The organism is Methanosarcina sp. DH2, assembly GCF_020804225.1.
GTDB lineage: Archaea > Halobacteriota > Methanosarcinia > Methanosarcinales > Methanosarcinaceae > Methanosarcina.
Genome location: NZ_WJBI01000012.1, coordinates 78,157 through 96,732 on the forward strand (window position 1 = coordinate 78,157; position 18,576 = coordinate 96,732).

Genomic DNA, 18,576 nt, shown 5'->3' on the forward strand with positions numbered 1-18,576 from the left:
TAATAGCATGTAACTTATATTCCCTTATTACTTTCATATAATACTAAATTTGTCAGGCTTACTTACAGACAATAGAAGGTTGAAGAAGTGCGGCAGGATAACCGGGAAGACCCCGAATCCCGCATCACCGCAGATAGTGATACGAGGTGGGTGCGCGAAGAGGCGGATCTGGAACTTGATAACAATGGCACACTACCTGGTGGTTTCTATATTACTTAGGATATCACCAGGGGCATGAGGGCAGAAGAAGCTAAACTGACAGGCAGACTGTGTCAGATTGAGGAACGCATCAGACCTAAATTGGAAAGCATTCTTTCGCCTGTTCTGGGGATGGAGAACATGGAGCTTGCTGATATTATTGATGCCCAGGCAATTCAATCCCTCATGGATGATTTTTATAAGTTTGCTCACATAACCATGGCCCTGGTCGACCTCAAAGGCAACGTTCTGGTAAGTATCGGATGGCAGGATATCTGCACCAGATTCCACAGGGCTCACCCTGAAACCTGCAAGCACTGTATAGAAAGTGATACAAAGCTATCTGCGGGCGTTCTCCCTGGAGAGTTTAAGCTGTACAGGTGCAGGAACAATATGTGGGATATAGTGACCCCGATTATTGTGGGCGGTCAACACGTCGGCAATATTTTCTCAGGTCAGTTCTTTTTTGAGGATGAGTTTCTGGACTACGAGATTTTCCGATCCCATGCTAGAAAATACGGCTTCAATGAAGAAGAATACATGGCAGCGCTTGAAAAAGTTCCGCGGTTGAGCAGGGAGACTGTAGATACAGGCATGACCTTCTTAACGAAACTTGCCCACATGCTCTCACAGTTAAGCTACAGCAATATCACGATGTTCCAGGCGCTGGCGGAACGTGATGCTGTTGTTAATGCATTGCGGGAGAGTGAGAAGCGTGAGAGAGCTCGCTCGGATGAACTCGCAGTATTACTGGATGCAGTGCCCACTGCAGTATGGGTAGCCCACGATCCCCAGGCACTTCATATAACTGGCAACCGGCTCTCTTATGAATGGCTCCGGATTCCTGAAGGCTCAAATGCTTCCAAATCCGCTACTGAAGGAGAGATACCGGAAACCTTCAGGGTGTTCAAGGATGGAGTAGAGCTGTTGCCTGCAGAGATGCCGCTTCATATTTCGGCTGCAGGCACAGAGCTACTCGACTACGAGTTTAACTTTGTCTATCCTGACGGCACGATGCGACACTTACTGGGTAACGCTAAACCCTTGCGCGATGAACAGGGCAACCCACATGGATCAATTTCTGCATTCATAGACATCACCGAGCGCAAACGGGTCGAGGAGACATTGGCTTTCGAGCGATCCCAGCTCCTGTCAATTTTCGATGGTATCGACGATGTGGTGTATGTGACTGATCCGCATACCTATGAGGTGCTGTACGCGAATAAGGCGATGAAGGAGAAGTTCGGCGGTGAACTAGTAGGAGGGATTTGCTATCGGGAGTTCCAGCAGAGAGACTCTCCCTGTGATTTCTGCACCAGTCCGATTATTTTAAAGGAGAGGGACAAGCTCTACCATTGGGAGTATTACAACCCCACAGTGGACCGGCATTTCATGATCATGGACCGGATCATCAAGTGGCCGGACGGCCGGGATGTACGGTTCGAGATCGCCAAGGATATTACCGAACGCAGAAAAGCAGAAGTAGCTCTAAAAAAGGCATACGACGATTTAGAAGGAATAGTTGAAGAACGAACAGCCCAGCTTGAAGGCGCTTATAAATCATTGAAAGAGAACGAGAACGGCCTTGCTGAAGCTCAAAAAATGGCTCATATCGGGAACTGGGAGTGGGATATTGCGACTGATAAAGCGTACTGGTCTGAGGAAATGTATCGTATTTTCGGACGAGATCCCACAAAAGCAGCACCATCTTACAATGAATATTTATGTTACATACATCCCGATGATCGAGACCACTATTGTAATGCCATTAAAAAAGCTGTAAAAGGAAAATCATCTGGTATTGATTACAGGATTGTCCTGGCTAACGGGGAAGAGCGTATAGTCCACCTGAAATCGGAATTTGTTTCGTATAATGTAAATGTCCCTGTTCGAATAAAAGGAATAGTTCAGGATATCACTGAACGTAAAAAGGCTGAAAAAGCTCTGGCAAATCTTGAGACTGCCCGCAAAAAAGAAATTCATCACAGGATCAAAAATAATCTGCAGGTTATCTCTTCCCTTCTCGATCTGCAGGCTGAAAAGTTCCGGGATAAAGAGGTACTTAAAGCTTTCAGGGAAAGCCAGAATAGGGTACTTTCAATGTCCCTTATTCATGAAGAATTGTATCAAGGGGAAGGAACCGATACTCTGAACTTCTCAGAGTATCTTCGAAAACTAGCTAAAAATCTCTTCCAGACTTATAGCCTTAGAAGTAAAAATCTGCATCTATTAATGGATCTGGAAGAAAACGCGTTCTTTAATATGGATACTGCTATTCCGTTAGGAATAATCGTCAATGAGCTAGTTTCCAATTCTCTCAAACATGCATTTATTGAAGGTGAAAAAGGGGAAATTCGCATCCAGCTTTGCAGGGAAGAAAACAATGATAAAATACACGAATCTGTTTTCAGCCTGACAATTTCAGATAACGGAAAAGGAATCCCTGACAATATAGAACTGGGGAGTATTGAATCACTTGGACTGCAGTTAGTAAGTATACTTATTGACCAGCTGGACGGTAATATTGAGCTTAAACAGGGACCAGGGGCAGAGTTCAGAATTTCATTTAAGGTCGAGGAAAGATTATAAATCCTGTGAATTAATTCACAGAATGATATGCAGTGTGTATTTCTGCAGCAAAACCTGTGTAAAGAAGTTTCTCAGAGAAAAATAGTATTTTCATTAATATGTAGACTCTTTTCTCAATATTTATATAAAATGCATGGATTTATGGAAAAAAATAAATTCCAGGAACCAGGCTAATAGACAGTTATTATAATAGACAGTTATTATTCTTGATAATTAAACTTCAGTATTCAGCCGCAAAGTGAATGTATAATTCACAGTAATTCACGGACTCCTGGCAGACACTTTAAAACCCTCTTCTGCTGTGGGGTTGAGCTGATTTATTGATTATTGATTCATTTATGGTTAATTTATAGCAAGTTGCTGATTGATTGTTGATCGGTCAGCTAATTGATTAGTAACCAATTTACTAATTTATTTATATTACCCGAAGAGGATGTATTGATTAAATGACTATGGAAATTAACAACACGGACTTATCTGAAAAAATGCCCCTGCCTGATGATACCAGTTTATCAGGTTCCGGAGCTTTTGACGACTCAAAACTTGTAAAATTAAATGGTATCATAAGTCAGGGACTCAACCCATATCCCTATAAGTTCGAAAAGAACGGAGATATCTGCGATATCCTGAAAAAGTTCGAAGAATTTGAAAAAAATGATGGCTCATCTGTCAGGACTGCAGGAAGGCTCTATAATATTAGAAAACACGGAAAAATGATATTTGCCGACCTTGGCGACCAGACCGGCAGGATTCAGGTGCTTGTAAGGAAAGGAAACCTCCCGGACGAAGAGTTTGAGACTGTTAAGAACCTTGTGGATTCCGGAGATATCATCGGAGTTCAGGGCGAGATTTTCAGAACAAAGAGAGGAGAAGATTCCATCAGTGTGTCTGAATTTGTCCTGCTTTCCAAGTCCCTGTGTGCCCTCCCCGAAAAATTCCACGGCTTAAAAGACGTCGAGACCAGGTACAGAAAAAGGTACCTTGACCTTATAGTCAATGCCGAAAAGAGAGAAATTTTCGTTATGAGGAGCAAAATGATCTCCGAAATCAGAAGATTCCTTACTGAAAGGGAATTTCTCGAGTTTGAGACCCCTGTGCTCCAGACCGTATACGGAGGCGCAAATGCAAGACCCTTTACAACTTTCCACAACTGCCTCGGCCAGAACCTGTTCCTCAGGATTGCCCCCGAACTTTACCTAAAAAGGCTTGTTGTTGGCGGATACGAGAAGGTCTTTGAAATTGCTAAAAACTTCAGGAATGAAGACATTGACACAACCCACAACCCTGAATTCACAATGATTGAGGTCTACGAGGCTTACAGAGACTATAATGATATGATGGACTTAACCGAAAGTCTGATCTCTGAACTCGTATTCAAGTTGACAGGTGGCTATGAGGTGCAGATGGGAGAAAAAACTATCAACCTCCGCTCTCCGTGGAAGAGGATTTCCATGGAAGATGCCTTAAAAGAATATGCTGAGCTTGATGTCTTTGCTCATTCTATTGAAGAGCTGAAGAAAATCGCCATCGAGAACAGGATTGAAGACTACGAAAAGGCAAAAAGCCACGGTGAGTTTCTTGCCTTGCTTTTTGAGGGTCTGGTAGAGGACAAACTCATAAACCCGACTTTCATATACGATTTCCCTGTAGAAAATTCCCCCCTCGCTAAAAACCACAGGGAAAAAGCAGGTTTTGTCGAGCGCTTCGAGCTTTTCCTTAACGGCTGGGAACTGGCAAACGGGTATTCCGAATTAAACGACCCACTTGAACAGGAAAAGAGGTTCGAAGACCAGGATAAGAAAAGAAAGCTTGGAGACCTTGAAGCCCAAACAGTCGATTACGATTTCATAAACGCTCTCGGGTACGGACTGCCCCCAACCGGAGGCATGGGACTCGGAATTGACCGCCTTACCATGATCCTTGCGGGCCTCGAATCCATCAAAGAAGTAATCCTTTTCCCGCAGATGAAAAGGGAAGACTGATTGATTGATTGATTAGTTGATTGATTAGTTGATTGATTAGTTGATTGATTAGTTGATTGATTAGTTGATTGATTGATCAATTCAGACTAATTCTGTTCCGCAGGTCCGAGTTTATACTGCTAAGCGGACAGGCCAGCCGGGGAGAAAATCCCCTTCTTTTTTATTCCGGACAAGCCTGAAAGGAACCTTCCGCTTATTCTTTATTTGCAGCACCGCACGCCGCCCGTGTCCGCCTTCATCAATACCGGAAAACAAAAATATTAACATTAACTGCGCGGGGTGGCTCGGATTTTACATACTGATATTTATACTCGTGCGTATTAACAAAATATTAGGTTATCCATTATTGAAATTAATTACAGGGAAAATGACATTCAATAATATCTTTAACTCTTTCCACCCGAAAATTCAGGGAGTCCTGGACACTCTGGGGTTTAAAAAACCTACAGAACCACAGGAAAGGGCATTTCCTCATATAATGGACGGAAAGCACACCCTTCTGATAGCTCCGACAGGGTCGGGAAAGACCGAATCTGCAGTGCTTCCCGTTTTTCACAGCATCCTGAAAAAGAAACCTGAAGCGCGAAGAGGCATTTCCGCTCTTTATATTACTCCCCTGCGCGCGCTTAACCGGGACATGCTTTCCCGAATTGAAGTCCTCGGGCAAATGCTTGACGTTAAAGTTCAGGTCAGGCATGGGGACACTCCTCAGAGTGAAAGGCAGCGCCAATCGAGAAACCCGCCTGACGTGCTGATCACGACCCCTGAGACCCTGCAGGCAATGTTTACAGGCTCCCGTCTGCGGCAGAACCTTGAAACCGTAACCCATGTCGTGGTCGATGAAATCCATGAGCTTGCAGGCTCAAAACGCGGAGCTCAGTTAACTGTCGGGCTTGAGCGGCTTGTGGAAATCTCAGGGGAGTTCCAGAGAATAGGGCTTTCTGCAACAGTCGGGAACCCCTGGGAGATTGCAAAGTTTCTGGCAGGAACAAACCGGGATTTTACGGTTATTGAAGTTGCACTGCTGAAATTGCTGGAGTTCGATGTGGTCAGCCCTCACCTCTCCGGAGAGAACCATGGTGGAGATACAGTCGGAGGTGCAGCCGAAGATGAAGCAGGAGATAGATTAGGGAATAAAGTAGGGAATAAAGTAGGGAATAAAGTAGGGGAGAACGTAGGGGATAACGTAGGGGATATAGTTGGAGATACAACCGGATATGCAGCCAGAGAAAAGGAAATTCTGGAAATTTCAAGAACAGTCGGTTGTGATCCTGAATTTGCCTCTCACCTTCTCTGCATCAGGAAAATAGTTGAAGAAAGCCAGTCCACCCTTATTTTTGTGAACACGCGGCAGAGTGCAGAGGCTCTTGCAGCAGGTTTCCGTAAGCTTGGAGCCTCCATTGGAGTGCATCACGGTTCCCTATCCTTCGAAGCCCGTGTTGAAGCCGAAGAAGAGTTTAAGTCCGGAGCCCTCAGGGGCCTTATCTGCACCTCGTCAATGGAGCTAGGGATCGATATCGGAAATGTTGATCGGGTAGTCCAGTACGGCTCTCCTCGCCAGGTCTCAAGGCTGCTTCAGAGGGTAGGAAGAGCAGGGCACAGGCTGCACGAGGTCTCACGAGGTACAATCATCTCCATGGAAGCGGATGATACCGCAGAGAGCATGGCAATTACAAAAGCTGCACTCGAAGGCAGGGTCGAAGAGATTTCCCCGCACAGGAATTCCCTTGACGTTGTGGCAAACCAGATTGCAGGCATGGTCATGGACTTCGGGGAGATCGGGATAGACAGGATTTTCAGGATTCTCAGAAGGACCTATACCTTCAAGGAACTGCGGATTGAAGAGTTGCAGAGAGTGGTTGACCAGATAGGAGACTACAAACTTGTCTGGCGCGATAAAGGCTCAGACCTGCTGAAGAGGCGCAAGAAAAGCCGGGAATATTATTACGATAACCTCTCCATGATCCCGGACGAAAAGAAGTACGAGATCTATGACATCGTGAGCGGAAAATCTATCGGAGTTCTGGACGAAGCCTTTGTAGTAAACTTTGCCGAGCCTGGAGCCGTTTTTATAACAAAAGGGGACATGTGGCGCGTCATTGAGATGCCTGACCGCGAACGGGAACCTGGCCGGGACAGGATCAAGGTCGAGCCGGTCGAAGGCATGGGCGAAGTCCCGAGCTGGTCCGGAGAAGAAATCCCCGTACCCTTTGAGGTAGCCCAGGCTGTGGGAAAGCTCAGGGCTGAAACCGCAGCCCTAATCCGCGAAGGGCTTGATGATGAGGCAGTTGCGGAAAAGCTGCAGCGCAAATATCCTGTGGCAAGGGCAGCCGTACTTGAAGTTATCCGCCTCCTCCGGGACCATGTAGAAGGAAATTTCCCGCTTCCGGACGCAGAAACAATCGTAATCGAAGACGAGGGAGACGCTGTAACCCTGAACGCCTGTTTTGGCCACAACACCAACGGAACCCTTGCCAGAGTCCTTACCTCCCTCCTTTCAGCTCGTTTTGGAGGCAGCGTAGCCCAGGAAGTGGACCCGTACAGGATCAGATTGACCCTCCCGCGCAGGGTAGGACCTGTCCAGATCCGGGACATGCTCCTCTCTCTCCGTCCGGAACACGTTGAGCCCATCATCGAAATGACCCTGAAAAATACCACCCTCATGAAATGGAAAATGGTCCACGTAGCCCGCAAGTTCGGAGCCCTCTCCCGGGACATCGACTACGACAGGATCAGCATGAAAAAGCTCCTTGAAATCTATGAAGGCTCCTCAATGTACGATGAGGTAGTCCGTGAGATATTCCACGACATGCTCGACGTCCCCAGGGCAAAAGAAGTCCTGACAAAACTCGCAGCCGGCGAAATATCAATCGAAGTTTCAGGCCCGACCCCGATAGGATCAGCCGGCTTTGCCATGAAAAGAGACCTCATAGCGCCGGAAAAAGCTGACCGTTCAATTGTCCTCGCCCTTAAGGAACGAATTATGAACGACAAAATCATTCTATTCTGTACGAACTGCAAGAAATGGACCTCCCACCGCCAGGTGAAAAGCGTCCCGGAAGAAATTGTCTGCCCGGTCTGTGAGTCTCAGATGATTGCAGCCCTCAAGCCCTGGGAAGAAGAGGAAATCAACCTTGTCAAAAAGCAGGGTAGAAATGTCAAAGTTTCTCCTGAAGAAAAGAAGCGGATACAGAGGGTTTACAGGAATGCAAGCATAGTCCGCTCGCAGGGAAAAAAGGCGGTTATTGCGCTTGCCAGCAGGGGGATAGGGCCGGAGACGGCGTCAAGGGTTATTGAGAAGATGAGAGTGGATGAAGAGGCGTTTTACAGGGATATTTTGATTGCGGAGAGGAATTACGTGAAGACTAAGAAGTTCTGGGAATGAAAATATGATAAATTTGCCTTCCTCTAACCCATATATTTAAAGGACATGAAGATATTGGTTGTAAATAAATAGATTATAAACTATTTTATTCAATGAGCTGATTCCAAAACTCAAAATTGCGTTTCAAAATCTCGAGTTTTGGATAATCACCCGAGTTCTCAGTAACGAAAAATAATTTTAAAACTCTCACTGTTTGGGAACAAAACTGGTTTTGGGATAGGCTCAATTAAATTCTCGAGGTCTTTTTCACATCTTGAAGTATGCTTACATAATTTGATCCACAAATTTTCTGGTACTACATCTAGACATCTGGGAGACAACGCCGTGTGAATATATCCAAGATACACCTTTGCTTCCTTTACTAAACTTGGATTTTTGTCAGATGCTTTTACTCCAATATTTCTTATTGTTGAAGTTATCCCATATACTGGATTTTCAAGATCTTGGTCTATTGCAACTTCAAATATTGAATAAAGGGAAATTAATACCCGTCTTTCTAAATTTTCGATATCTCCTGTAATTCGTTCGTTTTCAATAATCTTCAAACCAATAGTACCTAAATTTGTTATTACAACTCCAGTTTCTATTCCCCATTTTTTTTCAGTAACTTCCTCTCCAAATTCTTTAAGTATTTTTATTATATGCTCGATAAGTACAGGAGGTTCATTATACTGTGGCGTGATATAGCCAATTCCTATCTCTCCAATTGAATTAATTGTCTTCTTAACTATATTTTTTTCATTGTTTTCAATCATCATTTTTCCAATTTTTTGTAGGTTATCTATGGTTTGAACTGAAGAATCCAACAAATTATCCTTAGTTGATGAATCTCTTCCAATTTTTTTAAGTGAATCGATTATTAAAGGTATTGGATTATGCAGTCCTTCTTCAATCAAAACTTTTCCAATATTAAAAAGTGTATGAGATGCATCAATTGCTGTTCTTTCCATTTCTTGTCTCACTGCAATAATACCAACTATTTTAATATAATCAATAACTCTATTTGCTATAGCTTCTTTACAAGTTAAATCGTGATTTTTGTCTTTGAGAATTTGGATTGCTTTGTTTTCAACTATTCGCAATCCATATTTTGTTGTTTCATAATCATAAGCCATCATTGAACCCTGAAGCACATCAATAATTGGCTGAATTGTATCGTTAACAGGTTGGATTTCGCCCCTCTCATCAACGTTATTTGAGTTTTCAAGTTTAATTGCCGATTCAATAGCCTCTCTGCTGATATTTTCTGAAAGTAGCTTTATCAAAATAGATGGTTTGAACATCTCAAGTGTATCTAAAATATATGATCCTAAAGCTAAAAGTGAAAAAATGAAAGATGCGTATAAAATCCAAATATAAGTTTCAAATGAAGGGTCTACTATTGTATAAATTTGATTGCCTAAGTTTGGAGTTTTTATTATTTTTGCCAAGTATGCCCCATAAATGATGCAGATCGCATATGTTATCATCAGGATGAAAAAGTCTGGATTTCTTCTACGATCTTTGAATATATTAATAACGCGTGCAGAATAAGATGAGGATGCCTGTTGAACGGCAACTAGACTTAAAGTGACTACTATAGCAATTATCGCAGCTTCACTCTGTACTATTAAACTAATAAAATAGCCTGCGCTATCCACATCTGTATGATAATAAGTCAATTCTTTAAAAAAATAAGTTATTACTCCTGCTATAACTAAAAGCAGGATGTAATGAACAACCTTTTGAGTTAGTTTTGTTTTAAATATGTGATCCAATCTTATTTTAAAAATTATAAAAATACTCAAAAGAAGTATTCCAATTAAGACAAAATATATGAATCTGTTATAAGCGACAGAAAAAAACATAATAATCATCATCAGTAAATAAGCTTTGATAACTAATAGAGGATATTTCTTATCGAAGTTACCGTTCAAATAAAATTGAGATTTCGTAGTTTTAATGCCATGAATATTGTTTCTCAACAAATTTTCTAAATTACTTCCTCTTAACATATATCCACAAAGGTTAGCAATAATATAAATTTATTGTAATTGTATTATTTCAGGGATAGATATCAAGAAATGTCCATTTGTTTTGCTTTACATAAGCTGAGTAATTACATTCAATTTACTAAATTTCTTCATAATCATGATAAAATAGAAAAAGTTATTATTGCCTTCTTTTATAAATTTTCCCAATACTTGGAAAATATCAGTTTCAATTACAGATGATAAGTCCGTTATACATTTGTGATCTTGTTTAAAGTTATTCAGGTGCGGAGAACATAGTATGATTACAATGCAGCATTCTGAGGAGTTTTTGAGTATAGCTGCTATGAATGCTATCGCTGCGATGGCAGGGGTTGAGTTGGAATGCAGAGCTACCCATGATTATGGAATTGATGGAACTATACGTGAGATCCGTGATTTTCCAGCAATAGGTAAAGTTCCCGGTTTAACCATGGATTATCAACTTAAATCTACTGTAAATTGGAACTGTAGGAAAGATTTCATTATTTACAATCTAGAGGTTAAAAATTATAATAAGATGGTAATCAGGTTCAAAGATAACATTGCAAAAACCCCATATGTATTAATACTTTTATGCCTTCCAAAAAAGAGAGATGAATGGTTAAGTATATCACCTGAGGAGATTATATTAAGGAAATGCTGTTACTGGTATGAAGTGTCAGCAGATGATGATATTTCAGAAAATGAATACACTATTACGATAAAAATTCCTAAAAATAACATATTTCTGCCTGAAACAATTTCCAAAATGTTTGAATATATGAGGTGTGGAGATGAAATGTGAAATTGAGTATTATCCCGAGAAATATAGTCTTCACTACAACTTGATACCTCTTTATCTTCAGCAAACCGGTTGGAGCAAGGCAGATGAAAAAGATGGGGCTGTAAAGTATTACTTCTCGATAGACGGCGTTAATAAGGTGCCTTTAACTGTTCCAAATCCTAATGCAAGTGATTTCCAGTTTCGTCTTAGGGATTTGATTAGAGTATTAGAGGCTGTTGAAAAAAAAGGAAGAAAAGAAATAATAGAATCCATCAACAACGTCGACAAAGATGTCTGGAAAATCAGTATTGCAAAAGATTCAGCTATAAATTCGTTAAGTGTTAGTTCATTTGAAAAAATAATAAAAAATCTAAAGAATTTGATTGAATATTCCGCTTCTGCTGAACAAGTAGCAAAACCCTATTTTGAACAAAGCCTTTCTACTGGAAAAAGTTACTCCAAAAAATGTAGGATTGGTCACACATTTAGGGGTAGTTATGGGATTACTATAGAAACGCCTGTAGAAGAACCTATAAATGATACTGAAAATTATGCCCAAAAGGATCAATACACTCCTATAGGAAGAAAAGTCACTGAGCGTATTTTTAGGAGCTTGAAGTTAATTGAGCAGGAAAAATATATTGAAGATTTGACATCGCTGTACGAAGAAAGTATTAATGGAAATATTTGTGTAGCTTTAAGAAACTTATTGGAACTCTCAGAAGGAGACATTGAATATGCTGTGAACTTTTCCCCTATTTGGGATGCCCCTAAAGAAATGGTGGAAAATCCAAAAGTTTGCATTAAACATTCAAACATCAGTTATTTGAATGAAATCTATGAAAAATTGCATCAAGAATATGAAACTATAACTAACTGCACAGTAATTGGTACGATCATAGAATTAAAACATATTTTTAATGAAGAAGATGAATCCGACTATAATATAAGAATCTTAGGTCATCGTGCAGAAAGTCAGGAAAATGATTATCATATAACTCTTAAAAAAGGAGATTATCTTAAAGCATGTCTAATACATACTGATAGTGTTAAAATTAAGAAGAATAAGTTAATAGAGGTCTCTGGAAATCTTAGGCGAACTAAAAATAAATGGTTTATAGACTCATATTCTAATTTTAATGAAATTCATGATGAAAGGACAAGTAAGGCTCTAAAAAGTAAAAACCAAGCGCAGCTAATTTCTTTTAAAGATGTTGACTTTTAATTAGTTTTTCAGAACCAAAAACATTTGTTCATTTGTATTCTTTTAGAATCTTTCTCCTATCATTACTTTCCTATCCTTTTTTATTTAGCAGATACATAGTAAATCTGATCAGACGTCATTACCTCAGTTTTAGGTATAAGCTGTATGGACTTTTGTTTTAAATATAGAAATTTCAGGTTCCTTTTTCATATAACAGAGATGCCGGCAGTTAGACGGAAAATATAATAAAAACTGTTTTCTTGGATAGATCGGAAAAGAAGCAACTCTCGATGGTTCTGTTAAAAAATGAATCTTCTCTGTCTTATGCCTTCAAAAACTAACTAAACTTCAAAACAGCGGCTCAATCGAGGTATTTCCAATCGAAAGATTTGAGGGGGATTGGATGGAAATATAATAAAATAGTTATATCGCTTCGGTTTATAGTTCAAACTTAAAGTCTCGGGTCACTTCCTCTACTTTCATAAGAAATAGTACTGTCCATACTAGAGAGACCTTTCTGTATTGCAATATTTATGTGTCCGCAGCCTTCGCACCGATAATACCTGATGTCGGTTGTAGCCATGTAGTCGACGACTTTTGCATCAGGTCTTCTGCACTCGGGCAGGATTCCTGTTCTACTGCATTTCTCGCATTTTATCTCTACCTTACGTTCTTTTCTTACTTTATAGCATCTTACTGTCTCTGGAATTTCGCTGATATCTATGTTTCCACAGTACTTGCATTTCCAGTATCGAGTTATTGTGACTTTATATGATTTTTCAGTGCTCACTTCTTTGACATCTGGTTCTTTTCTTTCTTCGTATGTATATTTTTTATGACATTTTTTGCATGTAGTATTTTTTATATAGGGAATATTTAGAAAAGACCCAAGACCGATCACAATAAGTCCTGTAGGTATTAGAAATAATACGCTTAGTATGAACCCTAATAAAAAATTGATGTTCAGAGCATGATACGTTATCCACAGAACCACTGACATCGAGCATATTCCCAGAACAATATATATTATCCCTGCAAACAGTATTGCAATCCAACCCAGGTAACCAATAAAAGGAATTCCTTTGAATAACGCTCGATTGTAAATTTCTCCTTTGTATCTGATTATGCATGTGTTTCCAAACCACTCTATCGAGTAATCTTTATCCGATTTTTCTCCATTTTTTCTCTGGGTTTCTCCGGCAATTTCGGTCAATTGAGCTTCATCTATCCTCTAATGTTCAATAAAAAAAATTATAGATGCTTATTTAGATTATAGATTACTTATAATTTTTTATTTTGGATTTATGGGTGTAAATGCAGGCATTTTTATTAAATAATCTTTTTTAATGTTTTTTTTTTCTAAAAATAGAATCTATTAGATGCCTGAGAATCCATGCGCCTATTAATAAGGTAAAATCGAAGGATTTGAGAGGAACTGGGGCGAAACTATAATAAAAAAGTAATTTACAAATTACGTTTGTCAAGGTTTTTACTCTCTTTTATCAAATAGACGGCGAATCGAAAGTACAATATTTTTCCTTTTCCACTTTAATATTGACATGTCTACAGTATTTGCACCTGTAATATCTGGTTGTTATGAAAGTAGCTGTCGTTTTAATCTCCTCCATTTTTATATCGGGATTTCTACACTCGGTACTGATTCCCATTTTTCCGCACTTTTCACACTCTATTTCTTTAGATATTCCCTTTTCTCCTTTGTAGGCTATGATATCCTCTGAACTCTCACTGCTATCTTTGTATCCACAGTATTTACATTTCCAGTATCGAGTTATTGTGAATGTGTAAGAATCTTTAGTGCTTACTTCTTTTATATCCGGTTCTTCGCTTTGTTTATAGGCATACTCCCGATGTCATTTTTTGCACTTTGGAGCTTCTACATACTCTTCATCTGATAATGTTCCCATTCCACTCAAAAGAAGGAATATGAATACAATTGATGTAAAAAATAGTAAATCTAATATCCTTTCTTCAAAAAATGATCCTGGCAGGAATAGAAACGCTAAAGGCACCAAGCAAAAGGCTATAATTTGTATCAACCCTCCAGTAGTATGAACATCAGCTTTTCCATGGGTTTCAATCGAGGGCATCCATTTTAGAATATTTCTGCTTCCTATTTCTCCTTTATAAGTAGTTATGTAAGTTTTTTGTGTGCACTCTGTTGAATAATCCTCTGTTTCTCCTTCGTTTTTTGTCTGGAGCTTTTCTTCAATCGCTATCAATTGACTACCTTCTAATTTCTCAAAACATCCTTTAAATATTAATTATGTCTTTACCTCACCTATATTTTTTCTTTTTCTATTTGAGAATAGTAAGCTGGAAGGTTTCCAAAATTGAAATCTTGACAACGACGCAATTGGAGAACTTTCGGTTGAAGGATTTGAGGGGGGCTGGGGCGGAAATATAATAAAAACGTTATATATTTGCTCTTATCTCCATTTCCTCTTCCGTGGTATTTAAATTTCCGCAGTAAATGCATTTGTAATACCTAGTTGTGTTTATAACGCCTTCTGGTCTTGGTCCTATCATCGGAAAAGATTCCTTTTTTACATCGGGATTTCTATACTCGGAATTAATCCCTATCTTTCCACATTTTTTACATTTTATTTCTTTAGGCTTTCCCTTTGTTCCTTTGTGAGCTTTTATTTTCTCAGGGCTCTCACTGCTATCCATAAATCCGCAATGCTTGCACTTCCAGTACCTTGTTATTGTGACGTTATATGAGTCTTCAGTACTTGCCTCTTTGATATCTGGTTCTTCCCTTTCTTCATAAGCATAGTTCATATGACATCTTTCGCATCTGGTAGCCTTCACATAATTTACGTTGTAAATTAGAAAATCGCCGATTAAGTGAATACCCAACCCTACTACAGATCCTAAAATGCATATTAGGAAACCAGTAAATTCCTCAGACTTTTCTATATATCCAAAAAAGACTTTAAAAGAACCAAGATAAATTATAGCTCCCAAAAGAGCATTTAACCATCCGGTTACCTTGGTGGCAATTACTCCGAATCTTCCAATGAAAGGCACCCAGTTGAGAATTTTCCTGTCTCTTATTTCTCCTTTGTATGTGCGTATAGTTGTCCGGTCTTGATCGCATTCTATCGAATATTCTTTATCTGTCTTTTCGCCGTTTTTCGTCTGGGTTTCTCCGGCAATTTCAGTCAATTGAGCTTCATCTACCCTTTAATTTTAATCAAAACAAGCTTAAAAGGTTAATTATATTATAGGCTACTTATAAGTTTTTATTTTAGATTCATAGGCATAAGGATGGATATTTTTGCTAAATTTTCTACTTTTTATGGCATTTTTGAAGATCTAAGGTATACAGTGCCTGAAAAAAGCAGCCATCCAAATAAGATAGAACAGAAGGATTTGAGGGAAGCTATGGTAAAAATATAATAAAAAAGTTATATTGCTTCGGCTTTTTGAGGTTCGAAGTTAACTTTTGATTTCAGTTCTGCCGGTAGCAACTTCAAATACTCACAGATTAAATATTATTCCGGTAAAGATGGAAGGCAAGAGCTTGAATTATACATTCCTGATCGAGCAGGATGAAGACGGGACATATATTGCAAAAGTTCCTGACATACCGGGTTGTTATACTCAGGGAAAAACAGTTGAGCAGGCTATGGGGCGCATAAGAGAAGCGATACAGGTATGTCTTGAGGCTGAATAACGTGAAAAGTACTTTTTAATATTAGAGTCCCATTTCTTTCTTTACCTCTGAAAGGGATATCAAAGTTCCTTTTTTCTGGCTCTCATGACTTTCATCTACGAGCTTTCTCTCTTCATCAGTAAGTATGCAGTCTATGTCTATCATATGCTCTCTTATGTCATCCTCTGCCATAATAGATGGTTAATACGAATCTTATTTGCAGATATCTTTTTCTCTGAGATCTATTTTTTCTTTCATTGTCCTTGCATGGGTTATGAGGTCACAGAACCTTTTTTTCCGTGTAACCTGTAAAAGCCTCACTTCTGCGTAGAAAATACACACTGAGAATTCTTCTCTCTATCAAATGTATCCTCTACTTCCAGCGCTAATTTATCTAGACACTGCAAGTCCTGTCAAACTCTCTCTTTTTCCTGATCATGCATTAATTTTTAAAGATATCATTTTTGCGATCTTCCTAATTTTTTTATAATACACTGGCTGAAATTGCTTGATTTTAGTATGTATTTTCTAAAGGTACTATTATATATTTATTCTATAACTGAAAAGACTTTTATCTCCTAAAACCAAAGCTTGGTATCGAATACTAATGGAATACCAAATTGGGGGGAAAATATGAGCAATGGTAAAAATACATCAACTGAAAGGGAAAACCAAACAACACCTAGAGACAGAAATGTATCTTTTCAAAGAGAAACAAATTTTGTAGTTCCTTATTCACGAGAAAACATCAATAGGTGCAGATGCCCACAATGTCCGGTTCAGGCTGATAGTAAATGTGTAAAAGACAAACTTGAGAATTCGAAAAAGGCAATGGAGGAAATGCCTGAAGGAGAAGTTCCCAGTTCTGAGGACGTTCCGGGAATATATTGCTCGACAGGCAAAGCGGCCTGCCAGGATCTTAATCCTGATCAGCAGTGTATCTGTAACACCTGTGATGTCTGGAATGAGTACGTTCTTGAAGAAGCAACACCATCTCAGTACTTCTGTCAGAATGGCAGAGCAAAATGATTTATTTATAGGGCTCTAGCCCTTTGTTTATACATTATTACAATTTTTTTATTTGTTATTGACTATACCGAAAGTATAGAGAAAGATGAGTATGGAGAATGATGATTTTCTATCCAGTAACTTTATTCCGGATAGGACAATCAAATAACTTTATTCCGGATAGGACAATCAAATATGGATAATTGGGCAAATTAAGACCACAGGCGAACAAATCGCTATCAATTACTCATTTTCCAGGCTCTATAGTTTTCCAGGTCATCTTTAATAAGGCTAGATGCAAAAGCAAGCACAGCAACATCATCTGCAAATCCGAGTAAAGGAATAATGTCTGGGAGGAAGTCAACCGGACTTATGAGATACAGGAGAGCAACTGTTATCACTAATACCGTTTTCTTCGGAACCGGGTATCTCTTATTGAAGGAATCTGCCAGCATAGAAAACAATAACCCTAAATAATCCCAAATTTTTCTAAGATCTGTTCGGCGTTGGTGAGCGCCTGTTGCTTCTTCAGGAGAAAACGTGCTGGTATCAGAAGTTTGATTTGAATTGACATCAAATTGGTCAATATTTGATCCAACTTTTTTCCTTCTGAAATTATTGATTTTATCCATAATAATCCTCCAATCTTAAATTGGATTGTACGCAGGGTCTCTTAAACTAACTATAAATTGAATATTTCTTCCTCTTCTTCGGATCAATTGAGGCAGTTAATGGCTTTCTCAAATATTCAATATTATTTTGGCTCTTACAAATACTACTTCACTAATTATTGTAAAATAAATTTTAAATTAAGCGTTTCTTCCTGTTTTCGTGAATATTAAAGGACCACTAAAATAATCTAGTGCAAATAAAAATTGTGGTAATAGGTATATTAAGTTTATTGAAGTTAGTTTGAAGGTTACTCAGTTTAACCTGACTGAACCTTTACGGGACCTCCACTTTAGTAATCATCAAAAAGGAATTATACTTAAAATTAATATTTTTTCAGGTCTTGTTTGAGGAATTCCTGGAACAGACTACTGCGGGATTACTGAATATTGTCGAATAATTAAGAGGATAAGTAAAAAGTGATTGCAGGCCTTGGCGAGATATCCGACTCTACTATTCTAAAAGGGTTGTATCAAGAATTTCTGTCTCAATAATCTCTTTTCCATTGACTGTCAGGAGGTTACTATAAATGGAGAAAACAGTAAGACTATACAAATCCGAAGACTGCAAAGTGATAGTTAAGTTGTTTTATGATACTATCCATGCGGTTAATTTAAAGGATTATAATTCAGCACAACTTGACGTTTGGGCACCAGAAGAAATCGACATGGATATGTGGGATAAATCAATTTCTAATAACTATACGGTTGTAGTTGAAACTAATGGTCTGATTATTGGCTTTGGTGATCTGGAGGATACCGGATATTTTAACCGGCTTTTTGTGCATAAAGATTTTCAAGGACAGGGAGTAGCAACCATAATCGCAAATGAATTAGAAAAATACGCGAAACAAAACGGTATTACGGTTGTTACTGCTGAAGCGTCAATCACAGCAAGACCGTTTTTTGAAAAGCGAGGTTATCGAGTAATTGAGATGCAAAGCATTAAGCGTAAAGGTCAAACTTTAACTAATTTTTTGATGAAAAAACACCTTGACAAATAAGCATTAGTCCTGTGACACGCTCTACTTGCCCACTTTCGAGGTAAACAGGATAATCTCTATATCTGGCAACTTTTACGTGCTCTT

General features: G+C 39.0%; 15 protein-coding genes. 8 read left to right on the top strand and 7 right to left on the bottom strand.

Annotated features, from left to right (window positions below; translation table 11 throughout):
- Nucleotides 1-234 precede the first annotated feature (234 nt).
- On the top strand, nt 235-2,787 hold the full coding sequence (locus tag FXV91_RS13185) for a PocR ligand-binding domain-containing protein (protein ID WP_229391065.1): 2,553 nt from the start codon (nt 235-237) through the stop codon (nt 2,785-2,787).
- A gap of 446 nt (nt 2,788-3,233) precedes the next feature.
- Nucleotides 3,234-4,769: a lysine--tRNA ligase gene (lysS, locus tag FXV91_RS13190; RefSeq protein ID WP_229391066.1), complete on the top strand. Its 1,536-nt coding sequence runs from the start codon at nt 3,234-3,236 to the stop codon at nt 4,767-4,769.
- Between the two features lie 111 nt (nt 4,770-4,880).
- Here the strand turns inward: lysS and FXV91_RS13195 are convergent, their stop codons facing one another.
- Entirely contained in the window at nt 4,881-5,036 is a 156-nt protein-coding gene (locus tag FXV91_RS13195; protein WP_229391067.1) for a hypothetical protein, read from the bottom strand.
- Nucleotides 5,037-5,136: 100 nt separating this feature from the next.
- Here FXV91_RS13195 and FXV91_RS13200 point away from each other — a divergent pair, with 100 nt between their 5' ends.
- Nucleotides 5,137-8,154, top strand: a complete 3,018-nt coding sequence (locus FXV91_RS13200; protein WP_229391068.1) for a DEAD/DEAH box helicase — start codon at nt 5,137-5,139, stop codon at nt 8,152-8,154.
- Between the two features lie 158 nt (nt 8,155-8,312).
- Here the strand turns inward: FXV91_RS13200 and FXV91_RS13205 are convergent, their stop codons facing one another.
- Nucleotides 8,313-10,148: a DUF2254 family protein gene (locus FXV91_RS13205; RefSeq protein WP_229391069.1), complete on the bottom strand. Its 1,836-nt coding sequence runs from the start codon at nt 10,146-10,148 to the stop codon at nt 8,313-8,315.
- A gap of 277 nt (nt 10,149-10,425) precedes the next feature.
- Here FXV91_RS13205 and FXV91_RS13210 point away from each other — a divergent pair, with 277 nt between their 5' ends.
- Both FXV91_RS13210 and FXV91_RS13215 read left to right on the top strand, forming a co-directional pair.
- Entirely contained in the window at nt 10,426-10,950 is a 525-nt protein-coding gene (locus FXV91_RS13210) for a DUF4365 domain-containing protein (RefSeq protein WP_229391071.1), read from the top strand.
- The gene (locus FXV91_RS13215; protein ID WP_229391073.1) at nt 10,940-12,154 is read left to right on the top strand and encodes a hypothetical protein; all 1,215 of its coding nucleotides are present in this window, start codon (nt 10,940-10,942) and stop codon (nt 12,152-12,154) included. Before FXV91_RS13210 ends, FXV91_RS13215 begins: the two co-directional genes overlap by 11 nt.
- 430 nt (nt 12,155-12,584) lie before the next feature.
- Here FXV91_RS13215 and FXV91_RS13220 read toward each other — a convergent pair whose 3' ends face one another.
- The 3 genes from FXV91_RS13220 to FXV91_RS13230 all read right to left on the bottom strand — a co-directional run bounded on the left by FXV91_RS13220 (nt 12,585) and on the right by FXV91_RS13230 (nt 15,322).
- Nucleotides 12,585-13,346 (bottom strand): hypothetical protein, encoded by a 762-nt coding sequence (locus FXV91_RS13220; protein WP_229391075.1) that lies wholly within the window; start codon nt 13,344-13,346, stop codon nt 12,585-12,587.
- Between the two features lie 658 nt (nt 13,347-14,004).
- Nucleotides 14,005-14,373 carry a hypothetical protein gene (locus FXV91_RS13225; RefSeq protein ID WP_229391077.1) on the bottom strand — a complete coding sequence of 123 codons (369 nt, stop codon included), beginning with the start codon at nt 14,371-14,373 and terminating at the stop codon, nt 14,005-14,007.
- A 193-nt stretch (nt 14,374-14,566) separates the two neighbouring features.
- A complete protein-coding gene (locus FXV91_RS13230) occupies nt 14,567-15,322 on the bottom strand; it encodes a hypothetical protein (protein ID WP_229391079.1) in 756 nt (251 codons plus the stop codon).
- A gap of 280 nt (nt 15,323-15,602) precedes the next feature.
- Here FXV91_RS13230 and FXV91_RS13235 point away from each other — a divergent pair, with 280 nt between their 5' ends.
- On the top strand, nt 15,603-15,833 hold the full coding sequence (locus FXV91_RS13235; RefSeq protein ID WP_229391080.1) for a type II toxin-antitoxin system HicB family antitoxin: 231 nt from the start codon (nt 15,603-15,605) through the stop codon (nt 15,831-15,833).
- Nucleotides 15,834-15,854: 21 nt separating this feature from the next.
- On the opposite strand, the gene FXV91_RS13240 is transcribed toward FXV91_RS13235, so the two are convergent.
- A complete protein-coding gene (locus FXV91_RS13240; RefSeq protein ID WP_229391081.1) occupies nt 15,855-16,004 on the bottom strand; it encodes a hypothetical protein in 150 nt (49 codons plus the stop codon).
- A 441-nt stretch (nt 16,005-16,445) separates the two neighbouring features.
- Between FXV91_RS13240 and FXV91_RS13245 the strand changes: the two genes are divergently transcribed.
- A complete protein-coding gene (locus FXV91_RS13245) occupies nt 16,446-16,841 on the top strand; it encodes a DUF2769 domain-containing protein (RefSeq protein WP_229391082.1) in 396 nt (131 codons plus the stop codon).
- Between the two features lie 218 nt (nt 16,842-17,059).
- Here FXV91_RS13245 and FXV91_RS13250 read toward each other — a convergent pair whose 3' ends face one another.
- Complete coding sequence (locus FXV91_RS13250) at nt 17,060-17,452, bottom strand: YkvA family protein (protein WP_229391083.1); 393 nt, start codon at nt 17,450-17,452, stop codon at nt 17,060-17,062.
- A gap of 566 nt (nt 17,453-18,018) precedes the next feature.
- Here FXV91_RS13250 and FXV91_RS13255 point away from each other — a divergent pair.
- Complete coding sequence (locus FXV91_RS13255; RefSeq protein WP_229391084.1) at nt 18,019-18,492, top strand: GNAT family N-acetyltransferase; 474 nt, start codon at nt 18,019-18,021, stop codon at nt 18,490-18,492.
- The last annotated feature ends 84 nt before the right edge of the window (nt 18,493-18,576 follow it).

Bases quoted from the DNA above. Each gene is read 5' to 3' on its own strand.
- FXV91_RS13200 (WP_229391068.1), top strand. From the start codon at position 5,137: ATGACATTCAATAATATCTTTAACTCTTTCCACCCGAAAATTCAGGGA.
- FXV91_RS13245 (WP_229391082.1), top strand. From the start codon at position 16,446: ATGAGCAATGGTAAAAATACATCAACTGAAAGGGAAAACCAAACAACA.
- FXV91_RS13185 (WP_229391065.1), top strand. From the start codon at position 235: ATGAGGGCAGAAGAAGCTAAACTGACAGGCAGACTGTGTCAGATTGAG.
- FXV91_RS13240 (WP_229391081.1), bottom strand. From the start codon at position 16,004: ATGGCAGAGGATGACATAAGAGAGCATATGATAGACATAGACTGCATA.
- lysS (WP_229391066.1), top strand. From the start codon at position 3,234: ATGACTATGGAAATTAACAACACGGACTTATCTGAAAAAATGCCCCTG.
- FXV91_RS13250 (WP_229391083.1), bottom strand. From the start codon at position 17,452: ATGGATAAAATCAATAATTTCAGAAGGAAAAAAGTTGGATCAAATATT.
- FXV91_RS13210 (WP_229391071.1), top strand. From the start codon at position 10,426: ATGATTACAATGCAGCATTCTGAGGAGTTTTTGAGTATAGCTGCTATG.
- FXV91_RS13215 (WP_229391073.1), top strand. From the start codon at position 10,940: ATGAAATGTGAAATTGAGTATTATCCCGAGAAATATAGTCTTCACTAC.
- FXV91_RS13205 (WP_229391069.1), bottom strand. From the start codon at position 10,148: ATGTTAAGAGGAAGTAATTTAGAAAATTTGTTGAGAAACAATATTCAT.
- FXV91_RS13255 (WP_229391084.1), top strand. From the start codon at position 18,019: ATGGAGAAAACAGTAAGACTATACAAATCCGAAGACTGCAAAGTGATA.
- FXV91_RS13195 (WP_229391067.1), bottom strand. From the start codon at position 5,036: ATGTTAATATTTTTGTTTTCCGGTATTGATGAAGGCGGACACGGGCGG.